General features: G+C 70.7%; 18 protein-coding genes. 9 read left to right on the forward strand and 9 right to left on the reverse strand.

Features of this window, described 5'->3' with window-relative positions:
• Nucleotides 1–29: 29 nt before the first annotated feature.
• Nucleotides 30–557, forward strand: coding sequence for a hypothetical protein (locus ACWDLG_RS19890; RefSeq protein ID WP_354915638.1), 528 nt, complete (start codon nt 30–32; stop codon nt 555–557).
• Nucleotides 550–1,116: a hypothetical protein gene (locus ACWDLG_RS19895; RefSeq protein ID WP_449921880.1), complete on the forward strand. Its 567-nt coding sequence runs from the start codon at nt 550–552 to the stop codon at nt 1,114–1,116. The genes ACWDLG_RS19890 and ACWDLG_RS19895 overlap by 8 nt, the downstream gene beginning before the upstream one ends.
• Here the strand turns inward: ACWDLG_RS19895 and ACWDLG_RS19900 are convergent.
• On the reverse strand, nt 1,113–1,949 hold the full coding sequence (locus tag ACWDLG_RS19900; RefSeq protein ID WP_449921882.1) for an LLM class flavin-dependent oxidoreductase: 837 nt from the start codon (nt 1,947–1,949) through the stop codon (nt 1,113–1,115). The two genes, ACWDLG_RS19895 and ACWDLG_RS19900, sit on opposite strands and share 4 nt — an antisense overlap.
• Before the next feature lie 70 nt (nt 1,950–2,019).
• Between ACWDLG_RS19900 and ACWDLG_RS19905 the strand changes: the two genes are divergently transcribed.
• On the forward strand, nt 2,020–3,072 hold the full coding sequence (locus ACWDLG_RS19905) for an aldo/keto reductase (RefSeq protein ID WP_449921884.1): 1,053 nt from the start codon (nt 2,020–2,022) through the stop codon (nt 3,070–3,072).
• Here the strand turns inward: ACWDLG_RS19905 and ACWDLG_RS19910 are convergent.
• Both ACWDLG_RS19910 and ACWDLG_RS19915 read right to left on the reverse strand, forming a co-directional pair.
• Nucleotides 3,047–3,616, reverse strand: coding sequence for an MFS transporter (locus ACWDLG_RS19910; protein WP_449921885.1), 570 nt, complete (start codon nt 3,614–3,616; stop codon nt 3,047–3,049). The two genes, ACWDLG_RS19905 and ACWDLG_RS19910, sit on opposite strands and share 26 nt — an antisense overlap.
• Before the next feature lie 46 nt (nt 3,617–3,662).
• On the reverse strand, nt 3,663–4,094 hold the full coding sequence (locus ACWDLG_RS19915; RefSeq protein WP_354915941.1) for an Lrp/AsnC family transcriptional regulator: 432 nt from the start codon (nt 4,092–4,094) through the stop codon (nt 3,663–3,665).
• Between the two features lie 112 nt (nt 4,095–4,206).
• Here ACWDLG_RS19915 and ACWDLG_RS19920 point away from each other — a divergent pair, with 112 nt between their 5' ends.
• Nucleotides 4,207–5,031, forward strand: coding sequence for a tryptophan 2,3-dioxygenase (locus ACWDLG_RS19920; protein WP_449921887.1), 825 nt, complete (start codon nt 4,207–4,209; stop codon nt 5,029–5,031).
• A 211-nt stretch (nt 5,032–5,242) separates the two neighbouring features.
• Here ACWDLG_RS19920 and ACWDLG_RS19925 read toward each other — a convergent pair whose 3' ends face one another.
• The gene (locus ACWDLG_RS19925; protein WP_449921888.1) at nt 5,243–5,554 is read right to left on the reverse strand and encodes a hypothetical protein; all 312 of its coding nucleotides are present in this window, start codon (nt 5,552–5,554) and stop codon (nt 5,243–5,245) included.
• 1,043 nt (nt 5,555–6,597) lie between these two features.
• On the opposite strand from ACWDLG_RS19925, the gene ACWDLG_RS19930 reads away from it, so the two are divergent.
• The gene (locus ACWDLG_RS19930) at nt 6,598–6,828 is read left to right on the forward strand and encodes a hypothetical protein (RefSeq protein ID WP_354915620.1); all 231 of its coding nucleotides are present in this window, start codon (nt 6,598–6,600) and stop codon (nt 6,826–6,828) included.
• A gap of 383 nt (nt 6,829–7,211) precedes the next feature.
• Here the strand turns inward: ACWDLG_RS19930 and ACWDLG_RS19935 are convergent, their stop codons facing one another.
• On the reverse strand, nt 7,212–7,544 hold the full coding sequence (locus ACWDLG_RS19935; RefSeq protein WP_449921890.1) for a hypothetical protein: 333 nt from the start codon (nt 7,542–7,544) through the stop codon (nt 7,212–7,214).
• Nucleotides 7,545–7,865: 321 nt separating this feature from the next.
• Entirely contained in the window at nt 7,866–8,366 is a 501-nt protein-coding gene (locus ACWDLG_RS19940; RefSeq protein WP_354915617.1) for a MarR family winged helix-turn-helix transcriptional regulator, read from the reverse strand.
• A gap of 99 nt (nt 8,367–8,465) precedes the next feature.
• Between ACWDLG_RS19940 and ACWDLG_RS19945 the strand changes: the two genes are divergently transcribed.
• Genes ACWDLG_RS19945 through ACWDLG_RS19955 form a run of 3 tightly spaced genes read left to right on the forward strand, consistent with a single transcriptional unit; the run spans nt 8,466 to nt 11,387 of the window.
• Nucleotides 8,466–9,359, forward strand: coding sequence for an EamA family transporter (locus tag ACWDLG_RS19945; RefSeq protein WP_449921892.1), 894 nt, complete (start codon nt 8,466–8,468; stop codon nt 9,357–9,359).
• A complete protein-coding gene (locus ACWDLG_RS19950; RefSeq protein WP_449921893.1) occupies nt 9,356–10,591 on the forward strand; it encodes an MFS transporter in 1,236 nt (411 codons plus the stop codon). The genes ACWDLG_RS19945 and ACWDLG_RS19950 overlap by 4 nt, the downstream gene beginning before the upstream one ends.
• Complete coding sequence (locus ACWDLG_RS19955; RefSeq protein WP_449921895.1) at nt 10,584–11,387, forward strand: NAD(P)H-binding protein; 804 nt, start codon at nt 10,584–10,586, stop codon at nt 11,385–11,387. Before ACWDLG_RS19950 ends, ACWDLG_RS19955 begins: the two co-directional genes overlap by 8 nt.
• A gap of 85 nt (nt 11,388–11,472) precedes the next feature.
• Here ACWDLG_RS19955 and ACWDLG_RS19960 read toward each other — a convergent pair whose 3' ends face one another.
• Nucleotides 11,473–12,555, reverse strand: coding sequence for an epoxide hydrolase family protein (locus tag ACWDLG_RS19960; RefSeq protein WP_449921897.1), 1,083 nt, complete (start codon nt 12,553–12,555; stop codon nt 11,473–11,475).
• A 145-nt stretch (nt 12,556–12,700) separates the two neighbouring features.
• Here ACWDLG_RS19960 and ACWDLG_RS19965 point away from each other — a divergent pair, with 145 nt between their 5' ends.
• Nucleotides 12,701–13,237, forward strand: coding sequence for an NUDIX hydrolase family protein (locus ACWDLG_RS19965; RefSeq protein WP_354915602.1), 537 nt, complete (start codon nt 12,701–12,703; stop codon nt 13,235–13,237).
• A 113-nt stretch (nt 13,238–13,350) separates the two neighbouring features.
• Here ACWDLG_RS19965 and ACWDLG_RS19970 read toward each other — a convergent pair whose 3' ends face one another.
• Complete coding sequence (locus ACWDLG_RS19970) at nt 13,351–13,614, reverse strand: hypothetical protein (RefSeq protein WP_354915599.1); 264 nt, start codon at nt 13,612–13,614, stop codon at nt 13,351–13,353.
• A 14-nt stretch (nt 13,615–13,628) separates the two neighbouring features.
• Nucleotides 13,629–15,716 (reverse strand): hypothetical protein, encoded by a 2,088-nt coding sequence (locus ACWDLG_RS19975; RefSeq protein WP_449921898.1) that lies wholly within the window; start codon nt 15,714–15,716, stop codon nt 13,629–13,631.
• Nucleotides 15,717–16,007 lie beyond the last annotated feature (291 nt).

Below are 16,007 nucleotides of genomic sequence, written 5' to 3' on the forward strand. Positions count from 1 at the left end.
TGCATGATGGGACGAAGGAAAGGACGGCCATGCCATTCGCGGTAGCGCGCACGAGAGACGAGGCGCATCTCTACCTCGACCTGCACCCGTGCCAAAAGTGCGGTTCGGTCGAGACGACGTGGGCCACCAGCGTGGTGACCGTCGAGGGTGAGCTGGCCAGCCGCTACACGGGCACCTGCGAGGAGTGCGGCGCCGAACGGGAGTTCCTGTTCGGCCTGCCGCCACAGCCCGTGATGCCCGAGGGCTATCCCACCTTCGGCGGCCCCGAGCCCTCTCAGCTCCTCGACGCCGGCGAGTGGATGTGGGTGGCCGATCTGACGGCCGGCAACGTGCCCGTGGACGACCGGGCCGAGGCGCGCAGGACCCTGTCGATCGCCGCCGCGTCCGTCGCCGAGGTGCTGAAGTTCGTCGAGCCGGGGGCCGAGGAGGTGCCCGACTCGGCGTTCTGGTCCGAACGTGGCCTGAAGGTACGCGCGGCCGAGCCCGGCAGGTTCACCGTCGACAGGTTGCAGGTCGTCAGAGACACCTACAGAGACCTGGTGACCGACTATGCCTGAGCTCGGCCTGGCCCGCTCGCTGGTGGAGGGCTACCTCTACCTCGATCTGGCGGCCCGGGAGGTCGGAGGGAACGCGGCGGAGCGGGCGACGCTGACCGAGGGCGAGGAGAGCTGGACCCTACGGCTCGACGGCGTCGAGGTGGAGGTGCCGTACCAAGGTGAGGCCACGGCCAGGCTCGACGAGCTGACCTTCGGCGAAGGGCGCTCCGAGCTGATCGACCCGGGTCAGTGGGTGTTCGTCGCCGGCACCTACGCGCGCCGTACCCTCAGCGAGAGTCTGTCGTTCACCGCGAACCCCGACGACGACGAGCAGTTCGAGAACGTCGCCGCCGGTTGGCAGTTCGCGGCCGACGCGATCGCCGAGGCGCTGAAGTTCCTGCCGCCCGGGGCCGACGCCGTACCCGCCGAGGCGTGCTGGACCCCCATGGGCAGGGCGCTGCACGAGGCGAACCCCGAGCGGTTCACCAGGCAGCAGCTGGAGAGCGACCTGCTCTTCTACCGGCAGAACCTGGAGGACTTCTGGCAGCTCCACCGGCCGGACGATGACGCCGCGTTCTAGGCGAAGCGGCTGACGACCTTGTCGAACACCGCGCGCTCCTCGGGCTTGGGCGCGTAGCAGACGATCTCGTCGAAGCCGATCGCCTGGTAGCGCTCCACCATCCTGGCGAAGGCGTCGGCGGAGGCCCACGGCGTGAGCGAGCCGTACGCGAGCAGGATCCTGCGCACCTCCCCCGGCTGCCGGCCGCGCTCGCCGCAGAGCCGGTCAAGGGTGCGGGACCGCTTGACCGACGCCTCATGGAACTCCTCCTCGGCGGAGGCTCCGGTGAAGGTCACCCACGCGTCGGCGTGGTCGGCCACCACGGCGAGCCCCTTCGGGCCGTTGGCGGCGACGATGAGCGGGATGCGCGGCTGGACCGGCGCGGGCGACATCGCCGCGCCGGAGTAGGGGTAGTGCGGGCCCTCGTGGTCGCGGGTGTCGCCCGACAGCAGCCGGTCGACCACGCCGACGAACTCCCGCAGGCGCTCGGCCCGCTCCCCCGGGTTCCAGAACGGCACCCCGGCCATGGCGTGGTCGGCGGGCCACAGGCCGGAGCCGATGCCGAGCTCGAAGCGCCCGGCCGCCACGTGGTCGATGCTCACCGCCTGCTTGGCCAGCACGGTCGGCCGCCGGTAGGCCATGTTGGCGATCAGCAGGCCGACCCTGATCCGCGTCGTGGTGGCCGCCCACGCGGCGATGATCGTAGGCCCGTCGTGGACGGGTGTGGCGGCGTCGCGCGAGTTGAGCAGGTTGTCGCCCGTCCACAGGCTGTGGAAGCCCGACTCCTCGGCGATCCGCGCCCATAGGCCGGCTTCCTGCCAGGTGCCCGGGTTGACCTTGAGACCGAAACGCATGGGCCCACTCCATCTCTTAGGGTGTCGTCGTCCGGATCATCGGGTTTCCGCCGAACGAAGGATAGTAAGCGTGCGTTACCGAACCCTGGGCGGCACCGGCATGCAGGTGAGCGTCCACTGCCTCGGGACCATGATGTTCGGCGCGGTCGGCAATCCCGACCACGACGACTGCGCCCGCATCGTCCACGCCGCGCTCGACCAGGGCGTGAACTTCGTCGACACCGCGGACATGTACTCCGCGGGCGAGTCCGAGGTGATCGTGGGCAAGGCCCTGAAGGGCCGGCGCGACGACGTGGTGCTCGCCACCAAGGTGCACTTCCCGATGGGCGCGGGCCCCAACAGGGGCGGCAACTCCCGGCGCTGGATCGTCAAGGAGGTCGAGGAGAGCCTGCGCCGCCTGCGGACCGACTGGATCGACCTGTACCAGGTCCACCGGCCCGACCACACCACCGACGTCGAGGAGACGCTGTCCGCGCTGACCGACCTCGTCCGCCAGGGCAAGATCCGCGCGTTCGGCTGCTCGACGTTCCCCGCCGAGGAGATCGTCGAGGCGCATCACGTCTCCGAGCGCCGCGCCCTGCACCGCTTCAGGACCGAGCAGCCGCCGTACTCGCTGCTCGCCCGCGGGATCGAGGCGTCGGTGCTGCCCGTCTGCCTGCGGTACGGTATGGGCGTCCTCACCTGGAGCCCGCTCGCCTCCGGTTTCCTGTCGGGCGCCTACCGCAAGGGCAGGAGCGTCGACCTGACCACCGGGCGTCCCGCGCTCACGCCCGCCCGCTTCGACCCCTCCCTGCCGCAGAACGCCGCCAAGTACGAGGCGGTGGAGCGGCTGATCGAGGTCGCGTCGAGCGTCGGCTGCTCGCTTCCCGAGCTCGCCGTGGCGTTCACGGTGGCGCACCCCGCCGTCACCTCGGTGATCATCGGGCCGCGGACCGTCCGCCAGCTGGACGAGCTGCTGAAGGGGGCCTCGCTCGTCCTCGACGACGAGACCCTGGACCGGATCGACGAGATCGTGCCGCCGGGCACCAACCTCTACCAGCCCGACGGCGCCTGGCGGCCGATCTCCCTGGCCGACGCCGCACGGCGCCGCCGGCCGCTCAGGGAGCGTGCCGCGGCCGAGTAGCGCCGGCCGTGTCCGCCTTCGGCGCTCCGACGAACAACGCCGCGACCACCACGGCCGGCAGGACGTCAGCCAGGAAGACCCACCTGCACGAGAACATCTCGGCGACGTAGCCGCCCCACACGGGCCCGCCGACGTAGCCCACGATGATCGCCGCCGACACGGCCACGACCAGGGGCCACACCCTGGCGCCCTGGAAGGCGGCGACCAGGAGCACGAACCCGGCCCTGATCGCCACCGCGGCGGCCAGCCCCTGGACGGCTCGCCCGCCCACCAGCGCGGTGGCCTCGGTCGCGAAGGACGCCACGATCGAGGCCACGCCGAACACCGCGACCGCGGAGACGAACACGCTCCTGCGCGCCTTCACCGGGATCAGCACCCCCACGAGAGCGAAAAGATAGGCATCCGCCGCCCACCCGGCGGCGGACGGGGTGATGCCGTAGGCGAAGGCGATCGGTTCATCGATCGCGTCCATGACGGTCGCGTTCACCGCGAAAAGGAGCACGGAGAGCGTGAAGGCAGCAAGTGTTAACCAACGTCTGATCATGGACAGACGATAGAAAAGGTAGCTTGACGATCACTTGCACCCCTGGTCAAGGTGCCGTGGCCCGCCACGGCACGGGGCTGGACAGCACCATCGAGCTGGACGGCGTGCCGTAGGCGGCGAGCCGGTCGATCAGCGACTCGAAGTCCTCCATCGTGGGCACCGCCACCCTCAGCACGCAGCACGCCCCGCCGGTCACCCGGTGCACCTCGAAGATGTCGGCCGAGTCGAGCGCCTCCGGGTGGCGCAGCACGCAGCCAGGCCCGTAGCAGGACATGGTGACCAGCGCGACCACGCTGCGCCCCGTCCGCCGGGGGTCGACGTAGGCGCGGTAGCCGCCGATGACGCCCGACTCCTCCAGCTTGCGCACGCGCTCGGCGACCGCGGGCGGCGACAGGTGCACGCGGCGGGACAGCTCGCTGAAGGACAGCCGCGCGTCGGCCTGCAGTTCACGCAACAACAACCAGTCCAGGTCGTCCACTTTCACTTCCGAAGGTGAGAAGGGCGAATCCGCCATGGATGTGTGGGCAAACAGTCTAAGGACCGTTCGATCGGCATTCCAACCTCACGGTCGGCCGGGCAGGATGAGCCGCATGGAAGTCATGCCGATGACCGCTGTCCAACGGGACGAGAGAGCCGAGGCCAACGGCGGCGCTCCCACACTCGAGTTCGACCGTGGCGTGCCGTACGACCGGTATGTCCGCGCCAGCACGCTGCACACGCTGCAGCGGACACTGAGCGACGACCCGGGCGAGATGTCCTTCCTGATGATCAGCCAGATCATGGAGCTCTACTTCGGGCTGATCCGCTACGAGCTGCGCGACGCGCAACGCCTGCTGCGCGACGACGACGTGTGGAACGCGCTCGCGCCGCTGCGCAGGGCCGCGCTGCACCTCGACGGGCTCAACGCGGCGTGGCGAGGGCTGCGCTGGATGACCCCCTCGGAGTTCAACCAGTTCCGCGACCTGCTGGGCGAGGGGTCGGGTTTCCAGTCGGCGATGTACCGGCACCTGGAGTTCACGCTGGGGCTCAAGACCGAGTCGGTGATCCGGCCGTTCCGGCGCCAGCCCGAGGTCCACGCCGAGCTGGTGGAAAGCCTGGAGGCGCCGTCGCTGTGGGACGAGGTGACCGCGCTGCTGGAGCGCCGCGGCCTGGTCACCGGCGGCGAGGGCGTGGTCGACGCCTGGGTGTCGATCTACGGCGACACCACGCCGGGCAACCACCTGCGCATGCTCGGCGAGGCGCTGGCGGACGTGGCCGAGGGCTTCGGCGACTGGCGGTACCAGCATCTGCAGGCCGTACGGCGCTCGATGGGGGCCAAGGCGGGAAGCGGCGGGTCGGCCGGACTGGTCTGGCTGGAGCGGAGCATGGCGCGCACGGTCTTCCCCGAGCTCTGGACCGCCCGCACCTTCATCTAGGCATCCAGACGCACGCCGCACGCCTGGCGGCCCGCCTCCGGATCTGGCGGCGCGGGTCTCCGCACCTGGCGGCACGCCCGCGCGCATGGGGCGCCGGTCTGCGCGCTTCCGGCGGCACAGGTCTCCGCGCAAGGGGACGGCCACCGCATGATCTCGGGTGATCATGCGGTGGCCGGCTCTCATGTGCCCTGGCCGGGCGAGAGCGTGACGGTTAGTTCGGCGGCGTCAGGTCCCAGAACGCCTCGCAGTTGTCCGGCCACGCCGGGGTGTCGTCGTCATCGTCACCGGGCTCGGGCCACACCGTGCAGACGGCGTGCGCGATCCTGCCATCGGCGTTCCGCACGACGACGTCGAGGTCGGGACCGGTGTTCGCCAGGGAGACGCCGACGACGTTGCCGGGGTAGTTCTCCACCGTTGACAGGTCGTGCCAGGTGGGCGTGGTGCGCGGGTCACGGACCAGTGTCCTGCCGTCCGGGGTCACCGTCGCGACGAACTTGGCGCGCTTGACGAAGGCGGCAGCCACGCTGCTGCCTGGCCCGGCAGGACCCCTGTCGCCCTTGTCGCCCTTCGGGCCCCTGAGGCCCTGTGGCCCCCTGTCGCCCTTCGGACCCCTGGGCCCCTGCGGACCGCGGGCCCCGGCAGGGCATTTGCAGTGGCGATGACCGCGGTGACGGGAGCAGCAACGCCCGAACGTCTCCCAGGAGACGGTCGCCTGCACGGCTGCGGTCTGGGTTCCGGCGAGAACAGCGCTCGACGCACCCCACGCCTGAGCGGAGGGCAGGAGGAGGGCACCCATGGTGAGGGTGGCCAGCGTCAGCTTGCGAACACTTCCGCGCCATTGCGGAAGGCCGGTCTGTATCGTCATTTTTGTCCGTTTCGTGTCATCCAGGGCCTGCGAAGCAGCGAACTTCGTGACAGACCTGAGTAGCGGCGATCTACCCGGCACATGGACGGCTCAGGCGTGCCCGCTCCCCATATGACGTCCAAGACTCGATACTCAAAAAGAAAGACCGACATACCCCCGAAAACACGCTATTAGTCCCGCAGTCTCACTTTCTGGACTTATCCCTGCGACGGCTTGGGGTACTTCGGGGGTTTCGCGTGGAGGATTCGCGCGGGAGCCCCTGGGGAGGCGGAGTTCTATCCACTCGAACGACTCCTTTGCCAAGGGAGATGGCGGAGTGTCCGTCCTGGCGACTATCGCCCGGTTCCCGGCAGGATTCCGCCGATTCCCTGCGCGCACAGGGTTTTTGCGAGACTCGCGCAGTCAACGCGACACCAGAAGGAGGTCAGCAGGCCGGCGACGCTCTCCTCTGTGACCCGCTTTCCGCTGCCCAAGAGAGGCCAAACAAACAACTGCCTTTTCTCGAAAGAAGGCAAGGAATGTTCCAGTCAAGTGCCCCTGAGGCTACCGAAAGAATACTGACCCTTGGTCCGCGGAGGACGAGACTCTGCTTGAAAGCCAGCATCGAATAGCCCATTATGATTGCCGAGCGCTTTGGTGCTCTGCCAGAAACAACTGACGGCAGCGGTAATCCGCAGGCCATCTCAACGGAGGACACAAACATGCTTCGTCGCATTCTCATTGGTGCCGCGATCGCCAGCACCGTCTTCGCCGGCTCGAGCGTCGCGCACGCCGACTACACCAAGCCGGAGAAGGACAAGGAGCTTGAGTGCTCGCAGGTCAACAACGCCACCGGCGGTCTCATCGGCGGCATCCTGGGCAACGTCCTGAACCTGAACAACACCCAGGTCGCCATCCTCGCGATCGCCGAGCAGGAGAACTGCGAGGACTAGTCCGGCGCTCGTTGGACGCGAGATTGTTCTGACACTATCCGTCCCATTGAAACGAATTGCACTCCCCCCTTATGACGCAGTTCTTTCGAGTGTCAGCTGTGCGGTCCGCTTCTCGGAGCGGGCCGCCCATCGCGCCCAGCAGGGCACGAGGCTGGTTCCGCCGTTTCCCGACGGCACACTCCTGGGCGGGCCCCAGGCAGTCCAGGAAGTCCAGGAATGGTGGACAACGCTCCGCAGCGATTCGCCATCACCTGAAAAGGTTGTCAGCGAGTCCGTCCCGCGTGGGTTCTCCGGTTATCTGGTCGCGACCTCAGACGTCGCCGGAGACCCCTCTGCGGGGCGGACCGCTCCCATGTTTCCCCGCCTGACCAGCGGCGCGTAGGTCACGAACCCCGCCCGGTCGCCGGCGCAAGCACGATCCTCTCCCCGTCGACGGCGATGCCCGCGTGCGCGTGGCCGGAATCCGCATGTCGCCGCGCCTTTTCCGATCCGGGCCCGTCCGTTCCGCCACCGCCCCGCGAATACGGCATGCCCGGCATGAGCGGCACCGCATTCGTCGCCCGGTCGCCGGCTTCCCGCTCACCGGCTTCCCGCTCACCGGCTTCCCGCTCGCCGTATCCGCAGCCCAGGCAGCCGGAAAGCAGCAGGCCCGCGCCGCCACCCAGGTCCTGACCATTCGATCCACCTCGCGACGATTGCTCTCCCCAACCATCCACGCGACACTCGGTGCTTTTGTCGCCGGCCGGTGGAGAATTGTCGAAAGAATGCGGGTTCCTGTGCCGTCTTGACGCTTCCGGGAGGCGTGCTCGATCTTCCGCTGGGCGCGGGAAAGCGAATGGTTGACTCTTTCAGAGATACTTGTGGCGCGCCACGAATGACCGTGGAATCGAGCAGTGAGATAGGTTATTTTTTTCTTGTCCACCGAAGGGACGGCAGCCTTGCCCGTTCGGTTCTCAACGGGCAAGGCTCTGTCCGCTCCACGACCGTCCGGCGGACCGCTCTCCCCCCGGCGTCCCGGTCCTTGACCCTCCCCGCGATCAGTCGATCGAGGTGTCGCCCATCGACTCGAGCACCACGCGCAGCAGCCCGCACAGTTGCTCGCGCTGCTCGGGGGCGAGGGCGGCCAGCATCCGGGCCTCGTTGGCGACGTGCAGCCCGATCAGCTCGTCGACGAGCGCGTACCCGCGAGGGGTCAGCCTGATCCGCACCGACCTGCGGTCGTCGCTGTCGCGGATGCGCTCGACGAGCCCCTTGGCCTCCATCTTGTCGATCCTGTTGGTGATCGCTCCCGAGGTGACCATCGCCGCCTTGAGCAGCGCTCCCGCCGTCAGCTCGTACGGCGGGCCGGAGCGCCGCAGTGTGGCCAGCACGTCGAACTCGAAGTTCTCGAGCCCGTGCTCGGCGAAGAACTCCTTGAGCCCGTGACCGAGGAGCCTGGACAGCCGCGAGATCCTTCCGACGACGCCCATGGGCCAGACGTCGAGGTCAGGCCGCTCCCTGCCCCACTGCGCGATCACCGCGTCCACTGCGTCACTCATGCCCTGTCCTCTCAACGGAAATAATCTCAACGTTCATAGACTTGACGTTCACACACGCAGCTGATGTTATCTCAACGTTGAGATTATCAATGAGAGGTGATGGACGTGTCCACGATCCAAGCAGTCCCGATCGCACGGCGGGGGTTGTCGAGCGATCTGGCGCTGGCCGCCCTGGCCCCGGTGAGCTGGGGCACCACGTACGTCGTCACCGCGACGCTGCTGCCGCCTGACCGGCCGATGCTCGCCGCGACGCTGCGGGCGCTGCCCGCGGGGCTGGTCCTGCTGGCCGCCACCCGCCGCCTGCCGAGCGGATCGTGGTGGTGGAAGGCCGCGGTGCTCGGCATGCTCAACTTCGGCGCGTTCTTCCCGCTGTTGTTCTTCGCCGCCTACCGGCTGCCGGGCGGGGTGGCGGCCACGATCGGCTCGGTCCAGCCGCTGGTCGTGGCGCTGTTGTCGGTGGTGATCCTGCGGGCGCGGCCGGCCCGCGCCGTGCTGTACGCCGCTCTGGCGGGCACCGGCGGCGTGGCCCTGCTGACCCTGACCGCCGAGGCCCGCCTCGACCCGCTCGGCATCGGCGCGATGCTGGTGGCCACCTCCCTCATGGGTGCCGCCATCGTCCTGACCAAGAAGTGGGGTCAGCCGGAGTCGCCTCTGGTCATGAGCGGCTGGCAGCTCAGCATCGGCGGGCTGGTCCTGGCCCCCCTGACGTTGGTGACCGAGGGCCTGCCCCCTGCCATCACCGGCCAGAACCTGCTCGGCTTCGCCTACCTGGGCATCATCGGCACCGCCGTCGCCTACGCCCTGTGGTTCCGCGGCATCGACCGCCTCGCGCCCACGTCCGTCTCCCTGCTCGGTCTCACCAACCCGCTGGTCGCCACGCTCGCGGGCCTGCTGGTGCTCGGGCAGACCCTCACCGGCTGGCAGATCGCCGGCTTCGGCATCGCGCTCGGCGCGCTCGTGGCCGGCCAGACCTTGAACAGGAAGGCGTCATGACCGCGACCCGTGACGGGGTGGCCCCCGAAGCCGAAAGCCCCGTGATCGTCACCGGTCCCTCCGCCGACCGCGTATCGCTGAAGACCTGGCTCGCCGTCGCGGCCGTCGCGCTGGGGACCTTCTCCGTCGTCACCATCGAGCAGCTCCCGGTGGGCCTGCTCACCTCCATCGGCGGCGACCTCGGCGTCTCCGAGGGTACGGCCGGCCTCATGGTCACCGTGCCCGGCCTGGTCGCCTCGGCCACCGCGCCCCTTCTCCCGGTGGCGATCCGCCGGCTCGACCGCCGCGTGGTGCTCATCGGCCTGCTCGGCCTCATGGTCCTGGCCAACGCGCTGTCCGCGCTGGCCCCGAACTTCGCCGTCCTGCTCGCCTCGCGCTTCCTCGTCGGGATCAGCATCGGCGGCTTCTGGGCGCTGGCCGCCGGCATCGCCGTACGCCTGGTGCCCGACCGCTTCGTGCCGCGCGCGACCTCTCTCGCCTTCGGCGGGGCGACGGCCGCCAACGTGCTCGGCGTGCCCGCCGGCACCCTGATCGGCGGCCTCACCGACTGGCGCGTGGCGTTCGCGGCCGTGGGCGCGCTGGGGCTGATCGTGGTGACGGGCCTCTGGCTGCTCGTGCCCCGGCTGCCCGCCACCGAGCCCGTACGGCTGCGCGCGCTCCCCCAGCAGTTCCGCAACCCCGTGGTCAGGACCGCGGTCGTCTCGACCTTCCTCCTGGTGAGCGGGCACTTCGCCGCCTTCACCTTCGTGAGCCCCATCCTGCGCGACATCGCAGGCGTCAGTGAGAGCCTGGTCAGCCCGCTGCTGCTCGCCTTCGGCGTGGCCGGGGTGCTCGGCACGTTCGTCGTGGGCGCCGGCGCCACCCGCGACGTCAGGAAGACCGTCATCGCGCTCGGCGCCGCGCTCGCGGCGATCCTGGCGCTCTTCCCCCTCCTCGGGAGCAGCCCGCTGAGCGGGTCGGCCCTGCTCATCCTGTGGGGCCTCGTCTACGGCGGGGTGCCCGTGGCCGTCCAGACGTGGATCTTCAAGGGCGGGCCCGACGCCGCGGAGGCGGCCACCGCGCTGAACACCTCGGTGTTCAACCTGGCCATCGCGCTGGGCGCGCTGCTCGGCGGCGTGGTCGTGGACGCGGTCGCCGTCACCGGCGTCCTGTGGTTCGGCGCGCTCCTCATGCTCCTCACGTCATTGGCGGTGTGGCGGACCGGGAGCGGGGAAGGGCGAAGGAATGGCTGACCGAGAGATCGTGGTGCTGGGGGCGACGGGTTCCACCGGACGCAGGGTCGCGGCGCTGCTCCGCGACGCGGGCCACCCCGTGCGGGCGGCCTCCCGGCACGGCGAGGTTCGCTTCGACTGGTCCGACGAACGTACGTGGCGGCCCGCCGTGGCCGGCGCCACGGCGATGTACCTCATGGCGCCGCACGAGCTGCCGGTCGACCCCGCTTTCGTGGCGACGGCCGTCGAGGCGGGCGTCGGCCGGATCGTGCTGCTGTCCAGCGGCGGCATCGAGGCGATGGGCGACGAGCGGCTCATGGCCGCCGAGCGGACCGTACGCGGCTCCGGCGCCGAGTGGACGATCCTGCGGCCCTCGTGGTTCGACCAGAACTTCGACGAGGGCGTCATGCGGGAGGCGGTGCTCGCGGGCGAGCTGGCGCTGCCGCTGGGCGACCTGCGGCAGGCCTTCGTCGACGCCGGCGACATCGCGGCCGTCGCGACCGCCGCCCTGGTCGAGGACGGCCACGCCGGGCGGGCCTACGAGGTGACGGGGCCGCGTGCGCTGTCGTTCCCCGAGGCGTTGCGGATCATCGGGTCGGCCGCCGGACGGCGGATCGGGTACGTCGGCACCGCCGAGGGGTACCTGGCGGCCATGACGGCGGCCGGCCTGCCGCGCGAGCGGGTCGAGGCGGAGATCGAGGCGTTCGCCGGCCTGCGCGCGCTCGGCGACCAGGTGCCGACCGACGTGGTCGAGCGCGTCACGGGCCGCCCGCCGACGTCCTTCGAGAGCTTCGCCGCCAGGGCGTCGTGGAACTGATCCCGGCCTGAGCCGTTCGCCTTGTTCGCCGGAGACGGCGAAGGGGGCCCGTGGCGTCCCACGGCCCCCTCTTCCCCTCGCTGGATCAGCCGCGCCCGGCGAAGAAGGCCCGGACGTCAGCCGCCAGCACCTCGGGCACCTCGTGCGCGGCGTAGTGGCCGCCCACGTCGTAGGTGTTCCACTGCTCGATGGTCTTGTGGTCGCGCTCGGCGAAGCGGCGGATCGACTGGAAGTCGTTGGCGAACCCCGCCAGGCCGATCGGGACCGTGGTCGGCTCCGTGGGGTGCTCGGCCTTGGCGTCCTCGTAGTAGAAGCGGATGGACGAGCTCGCGGTGCCGTAGAACCAGTGGATCGCGATGTTCGTCAGCGTGAAGTCGCGGTCCAGGTGACCGCCGATCAGCTGGCCCATCCAGCCGAGCAGACCGGCGGGCGAGTCGGCGATCGCGTGCGCGAGGGTCTGCGGCGACTGCGACTGGAGCTGGTTGAAGGCGCCCATGTTCTCCCAGAACCACTGCAGGTGCTGGAGCGCCGCCTGCTCGTCGTCGGTCAGGTCCTGCAGCTCGGCGGGGTCGCCGCTGGGGAAGGAGAAGATCTGCGTGACGTGGACGGCGACCACGCGGTCGGGGGCGAGCCTGCCCACCTCGGGCGAGACGAGCGAGCCGCCGTCGTTGCCGACCACGCCGTAGCGCTCGTAGCCCAGCCTGGCCATCAGCTCGACCCACGCCTTGGCGGTCCGGTACCTGTTCCAGCCCTTCTCGGCGGTCGGCCCCGAGAGGCCGAAACCCGGCAGCGACGGGATGACCAGGTGGAAGTCACGCGAGAGGTCCTCGATCACGTCGAGGTATTCGACGACCGTGCCGGGCCAGCCGTGCGTGAGGATCAGCGGGAGCGCGTCCTGCTTGGCCGAGCGGACGTGGACGAAGTGGATGTTCTGGCCGTCGATCTCGGTGGTGAACTGCGGGTGGGAGTTCAGCCGCGCCTCCCAGGCACGCCAGTCGTAGCCGCCGCGCCAGTAGTCGACCATATCCCTGACCCACTCGACGCTCACGCCGTACTCCGAGCCGGATCCGGGGATCTGGTCGGCGAAGCGGGTCAGGGCGAGCCGCGCGTGGAGGTCGTCCAGGTCGGCCTGCGGAACCTCGACGCGGAAGGGGCGGATCTCGGTCATGGCACTCTCCTCCAGAACGGAACGGCTTGTTCTGTTCCAACAATAGCAGAATGAAGTCTTCCGTTCCACACTTTCTCTCATCGGGGAGAACTGACACTCCGGGTCCCTGCCCACCGGGACCACCAGGGGGAAGTACCATCAGCGAATGATCGAAAATACCGAAACCGTGCCTGGCTGGCTTGCTCCGGACGAGCTCGAGCTGATGCGGGGACGGATGCCGATCCTCTACGTCGACGCCGTCCCGGTACGCGTCGACGACACCGGCGTGGTCACCCACGTGGGCCTGCTGCTGCGCATCACCGCCGACGGCGAGGTCACCAGGGCGCTGGTCTCCGGGCGGGTGCTGCACCACGAGCGGATCCGCGACGCGCTGCTGCGCCACCTGGAAAAAGACCTCGGGCCCGTGGCGCTGCCGCAGCTCCCGCCGTCGCCGCAGCCGTTCACGGTGGCCGAGTATTTCCCGACGCCGGGCGTCACGCCGTACCACGACCCGCGCCAGCACGCGGTGTCGCTGGCCTACATCGTCCCCGTCGTCGGGGACTGCAGGCCCCGGCAGGACGCGCTCGACCTGGTGTGGTTCACTCCCGAGGAGGCGGCCTCGCCGATGGTCCAGCAGGAGATGATCGGCGGGCACGGCGTGCTGCTGAGGCAGGCGCTCGCGTTCGTCGGCCGCCTGCCCTGACCGCAGTGGTCGAGCCCGCACGAGGCGATCGGTAGGGCAGGGCCCACTTCGCGGGCGGGCAACGACACCGCCCGGTCTGGCACGCCCGGATCACGGGGCGCCGGAGGCGGGGCTCAGCGCGGCACGTGCGGTGCGCGAGGCCGCGTGACGGCCGCGTAGCGGCGCAACCAGGCCGCGGCCTCCGCCAGGTCGGCGGAGGCCGCGACGCAGGCGGCGAGGTGAGCGGCCACCGAGTGGCGCAGCCACGGTGGCGCGGCTCCCGCCTCCTCCAGTTTCGCCTCGATCTCCCGCAACCGTTCGGCGCACTCGGCGAGCGCACGGGCGTCGGTCTGCAGGACCATCGCGTGTGCCGCGATCACTTCGGTTGCCGCCGGCATCGAGCTCCTCAAGATCAGCTGGTCAGAACGGGGACGGCCGCGTCCACGATCGTCTGGCGGTCGGCGGACGTCAGGCACAGCAGGGGACGGGCGCCGTCGAGACCGAGCCTGCGGAGCGCGTCGGCCAGCGGATGCGCCCGCGGCGCGACGGCCAGCCGCAGCCGGGGCACGGGATGCGCCCTGCCCCTGCCTCGGGTGCGCGCGCAGGAGCGCAGCACGGTGCCGCCATCGCGCGCGTAACCGACCAGGTCGCGATCGCCGAGCGGCAGCCAGGGGCCGAGCGCTCCGCGCAGGGAGAGCAGCCCGCCCGCCGAGACGCTCACGGCCCTGCCCGTCAGCCAGAACGCCAGCGGCAGCTCGTACGGCCGGCGGCCCCACACCCGGGTGGCCACGTCGGAGACGTCCGCGCGGTCGACCGCCGAGGCCACCGTGAACCACCCCGAACGCCTGCGGTCCGCGGCGCGCAGCAGGTCGTGCCAGCCGTGCCGCCACGGGTCAGGCACCACGATCCCGAGATGGAGCTCGCGGTAGGCGCCCACGCTGGTCCGCCGGTTCCACGCGACGTGCAGCGCGACGAGCGCCCGCCCGCCGAACCCCGCCGCCGGGCCGAACCCGCTCCCCCGCAACAGCTCCGCCGCCGCCACCGCGTCGGCGGCGAAGTACGCGGTGCACGCGCTGCCCTCCAGGCACCTGACGGGCAGCTCGGCCGTACCCTCACCGCGGGTCGGCACGGTCAGGAACGGAAAGCCCTCGGGGTACGGCTCGCGGTCGAACAACTGGTAGGCCTGCGAGCGCACCACCCTTCCCCGGTACGGCGTGAGCCGCTCGTCGATCACCTTCCTGGCCTCGGGCAGGTCATCGGCGAGGTTGGCGATGTAGCGCTCGATGCTGTGGCACTGCGGGAACAGGTGGGTGGGGTCGGCGTAGTCGACCACGTACCAGCCGGGATGCAGGTCGAAGCAGGTGCCCGCGCCCTGGCCGTCGAGGGTCGGGATGATGTCGTGCTGGTTGGTGACGCTGGCCACCCAGGTACGCGGGTCGGCCGGACGTTTGAAGTCGACGGGCGCACCGACCGCGATGGCGTGGGTGACGGTGTGGCGGGCGCAGAAGCCGGAGTTCTGGGCGAGGTTCATGATCGCGGCGCCGCCGGCGCTGTGGCCGATCAACGCCACCTGCGCGCCCTCGGGCAGGCCGTAGTCGGCGACGGCCTTGGCCAGGGCACGGCTGTAGGGGCTGCTGTCCAGCACCGCGCTGCTGAAGGCGCCGAGAAGGTCCTGGGGCGAGTCGTTGTCGGGGACGCCCGCCCGCATGCCCGGCGCGAGGATCACGTGGCGCGTCACTCCGTCGGGGCCCTCGACGCTCTGGATCAGCGCCTTGCCCTTCGTGCCGAGCGCGCTGATGTTGCCGAGGAAGGCGAGCAGCGATCCGTGGTCGTGCAGCGGCACGCCGGCCTCGACGCGGCGGGCGGCGCCCTCCCCCGTGTCGAGCACGGCGACCGCCCGGTTGCTCATACCGGTGATCGGGTCGGCGGTGGCATAACCCCTGCCGGTCGCGATCAGCCATGCGGTGGCGTCGTTGAGCGGGTTCTCGTCGAGGAGGGCGCGCAGCGCGAGCACCTCGCCGAAGGCGGGGGCCAGCGCGCTGAGCGTGCGGGCGGCTCCCCTGTCCTTGAGCAGGGCACGCAGCGCGCGGACCGCCTCCAGGTCGCGGTCGTCCGCCGCGGCGGCGATGAGCCTGCCGAGCATGGGGTCGGTGGTCAGCTCGGGATGGTCGAGAGCGACGGCGGCGATCCGCAGGCGCAGGGAGGTGGCCAGCACCCGGACGGCGAGGCTCTCGCCGCCCGCCATCGCTCCGGCCTTCGCGGCGAGGGTGGCCAGCGGGCCTCCGGTGACGGCGCAGCCGAGCCCCGCGGGGTTGGTGACCGTTCTGAGGAGGGCGCGCTGGGTCAGGCAGCCCACGACGGGGGCGCGGGGGATCGCGGCGAGGATGCTGCGGTCGGTGAGCGCGGCGGTGGCGTGGGCCGCCGCCTCGCGGATGAGGATTCCCAGGTCGACGAGGCCGCACGCGGCATCCCTGAGCGCACCGGCAGGCAGCTCCTCCACGGAGAGGGCGCCCTCCGCCCCTCGGCCGTCGCCCGGCGCGCGAGCGAGGGTCTCCCCCTCCGACCCTCGGCCTTCTCCCGATGCGGGAGCGGGCGTCTCCCCCTCCGGCCCTCGGCCTACCCCCGGTGCGGGAGCGGGGGTCTCCCCGCCGGGGAGAGAGCCCCGTGCCGGAACGGGTCTGTCTTCCGGGGCGCGCCGCGGCCCTTGGAGCTCCCCCGGGGCCGGGTGGCGGGGGCGGGGCGGGCGGTGGAGCGGGTCCGGGGCGGGCCGGTCGCCGGGAGGCGGGGTGGA

The organism is Nonomuraea sp. NPDC003727 (assembly GCF_053586935.1).

What these genes read in the sequence shown, in the direction of transcription:
- ACWDLG_RS19955 (WP_449921895.1), top strand. Translation starts at nt 10,584, where the DNA reads ATGGCTGACCGAGAGATCGTGGTGCTGGGGGCGACGGGTTCCACCGGA.
- ACWDLG_RS19895 (WP_449921880.1), top strand. Translation starts at nt 550, where the DNA reads ATGCCTGAGCTCGGCCTGGCCCGCTCGCTGGTGGAGGGCTACCTCTAC.
- ACWDLG_RS19890 (WP_354915638.1), top strand. Translation starts at nt 30, where the DNA reads ATGCCATTCGCGGTAGCGCGCACGAGAGACGAGGCGCATCTCTACCTC.
- ACWDLG_RS19960 (WP_449921897.1), bottom strand. Translation starts at nt 12,555, where the DNA reads ATGACCGAGATCCGCCCCTTCCGCGTCGAGGTTCCGCAGGCCGACCTG.
- ACWDLG_RS19920 (WP_449921887.1), top strand. Translation starts at nt 4,207, where the DNA reads ATGGAAGTCATGCCGATGACCGCTGTCCAACGGGACGAGAGAGCCGAG.
- ACWDLG_RS19900 (WP_449921882.1), bottom strand. Translation starts at nt 1,949, where the DNA reads ATGCGTTTCGGTCTCAAGGTCAACCCGGGCACCTGGCAGGAAGCCGGC.
- ACWDLG_RS19950 (WP_449921893.1), top strand. Translation starts at nt 9,356, where the DNA reads ATGACCGCGACCCGTGACGGGGTGGCCCCCGAAGCCGAAAGCCCCGTG.
- ACWDLG_RS19965 (WP_354915602.1), top strand. Translation starts at nt 12,701, where the DNA reads ATGATCGAAAATACCGAAACCGTGCCTGGCTGGCTTGCTCCGGACGAG.
- ACWDLG_RS19945 (WP_449921892.1), top strand. Translation starts at nt 8,466, where the DNA reads ATGGACGTGTCCACGATCCAAGCAGTCCCGATCGCACGGCGGGGGTTG.
- ACWDLG_RS19970 (WP_354915599.1), bottom strand. Translation starts at nt 13,614, where the DNA reads ATGCCGGCGGCAACCGAAGTGATCGCGGCACACGCGATGGTCCTGCAG.
- ACWDLG_RS19910 (WP_449921885.1), bottom strand. Translation starts at nt 3,616, where the DNA reads ATGATCAGACGTTGGTTAACACTTGCTGCCTTCACGCTCTCCGTGCTC.
- ACWDLG_RS19930 (WP_354915620.1), top strand. Translation starts at nt 6,598, where the DNA reads ATGCTTCGTCGCATTCTCATTGGTGCCGCGATCGCCAGCACCGTCTTC.
- ACWDLG_RS19940 (WP_354915617.1), bottom strand. Translation starts at nt 8,366, where the DNA reads ATGAGTGACGCAGTGGACGCGGTGATCGCGCAGTGGGGCAGGGAGCGG.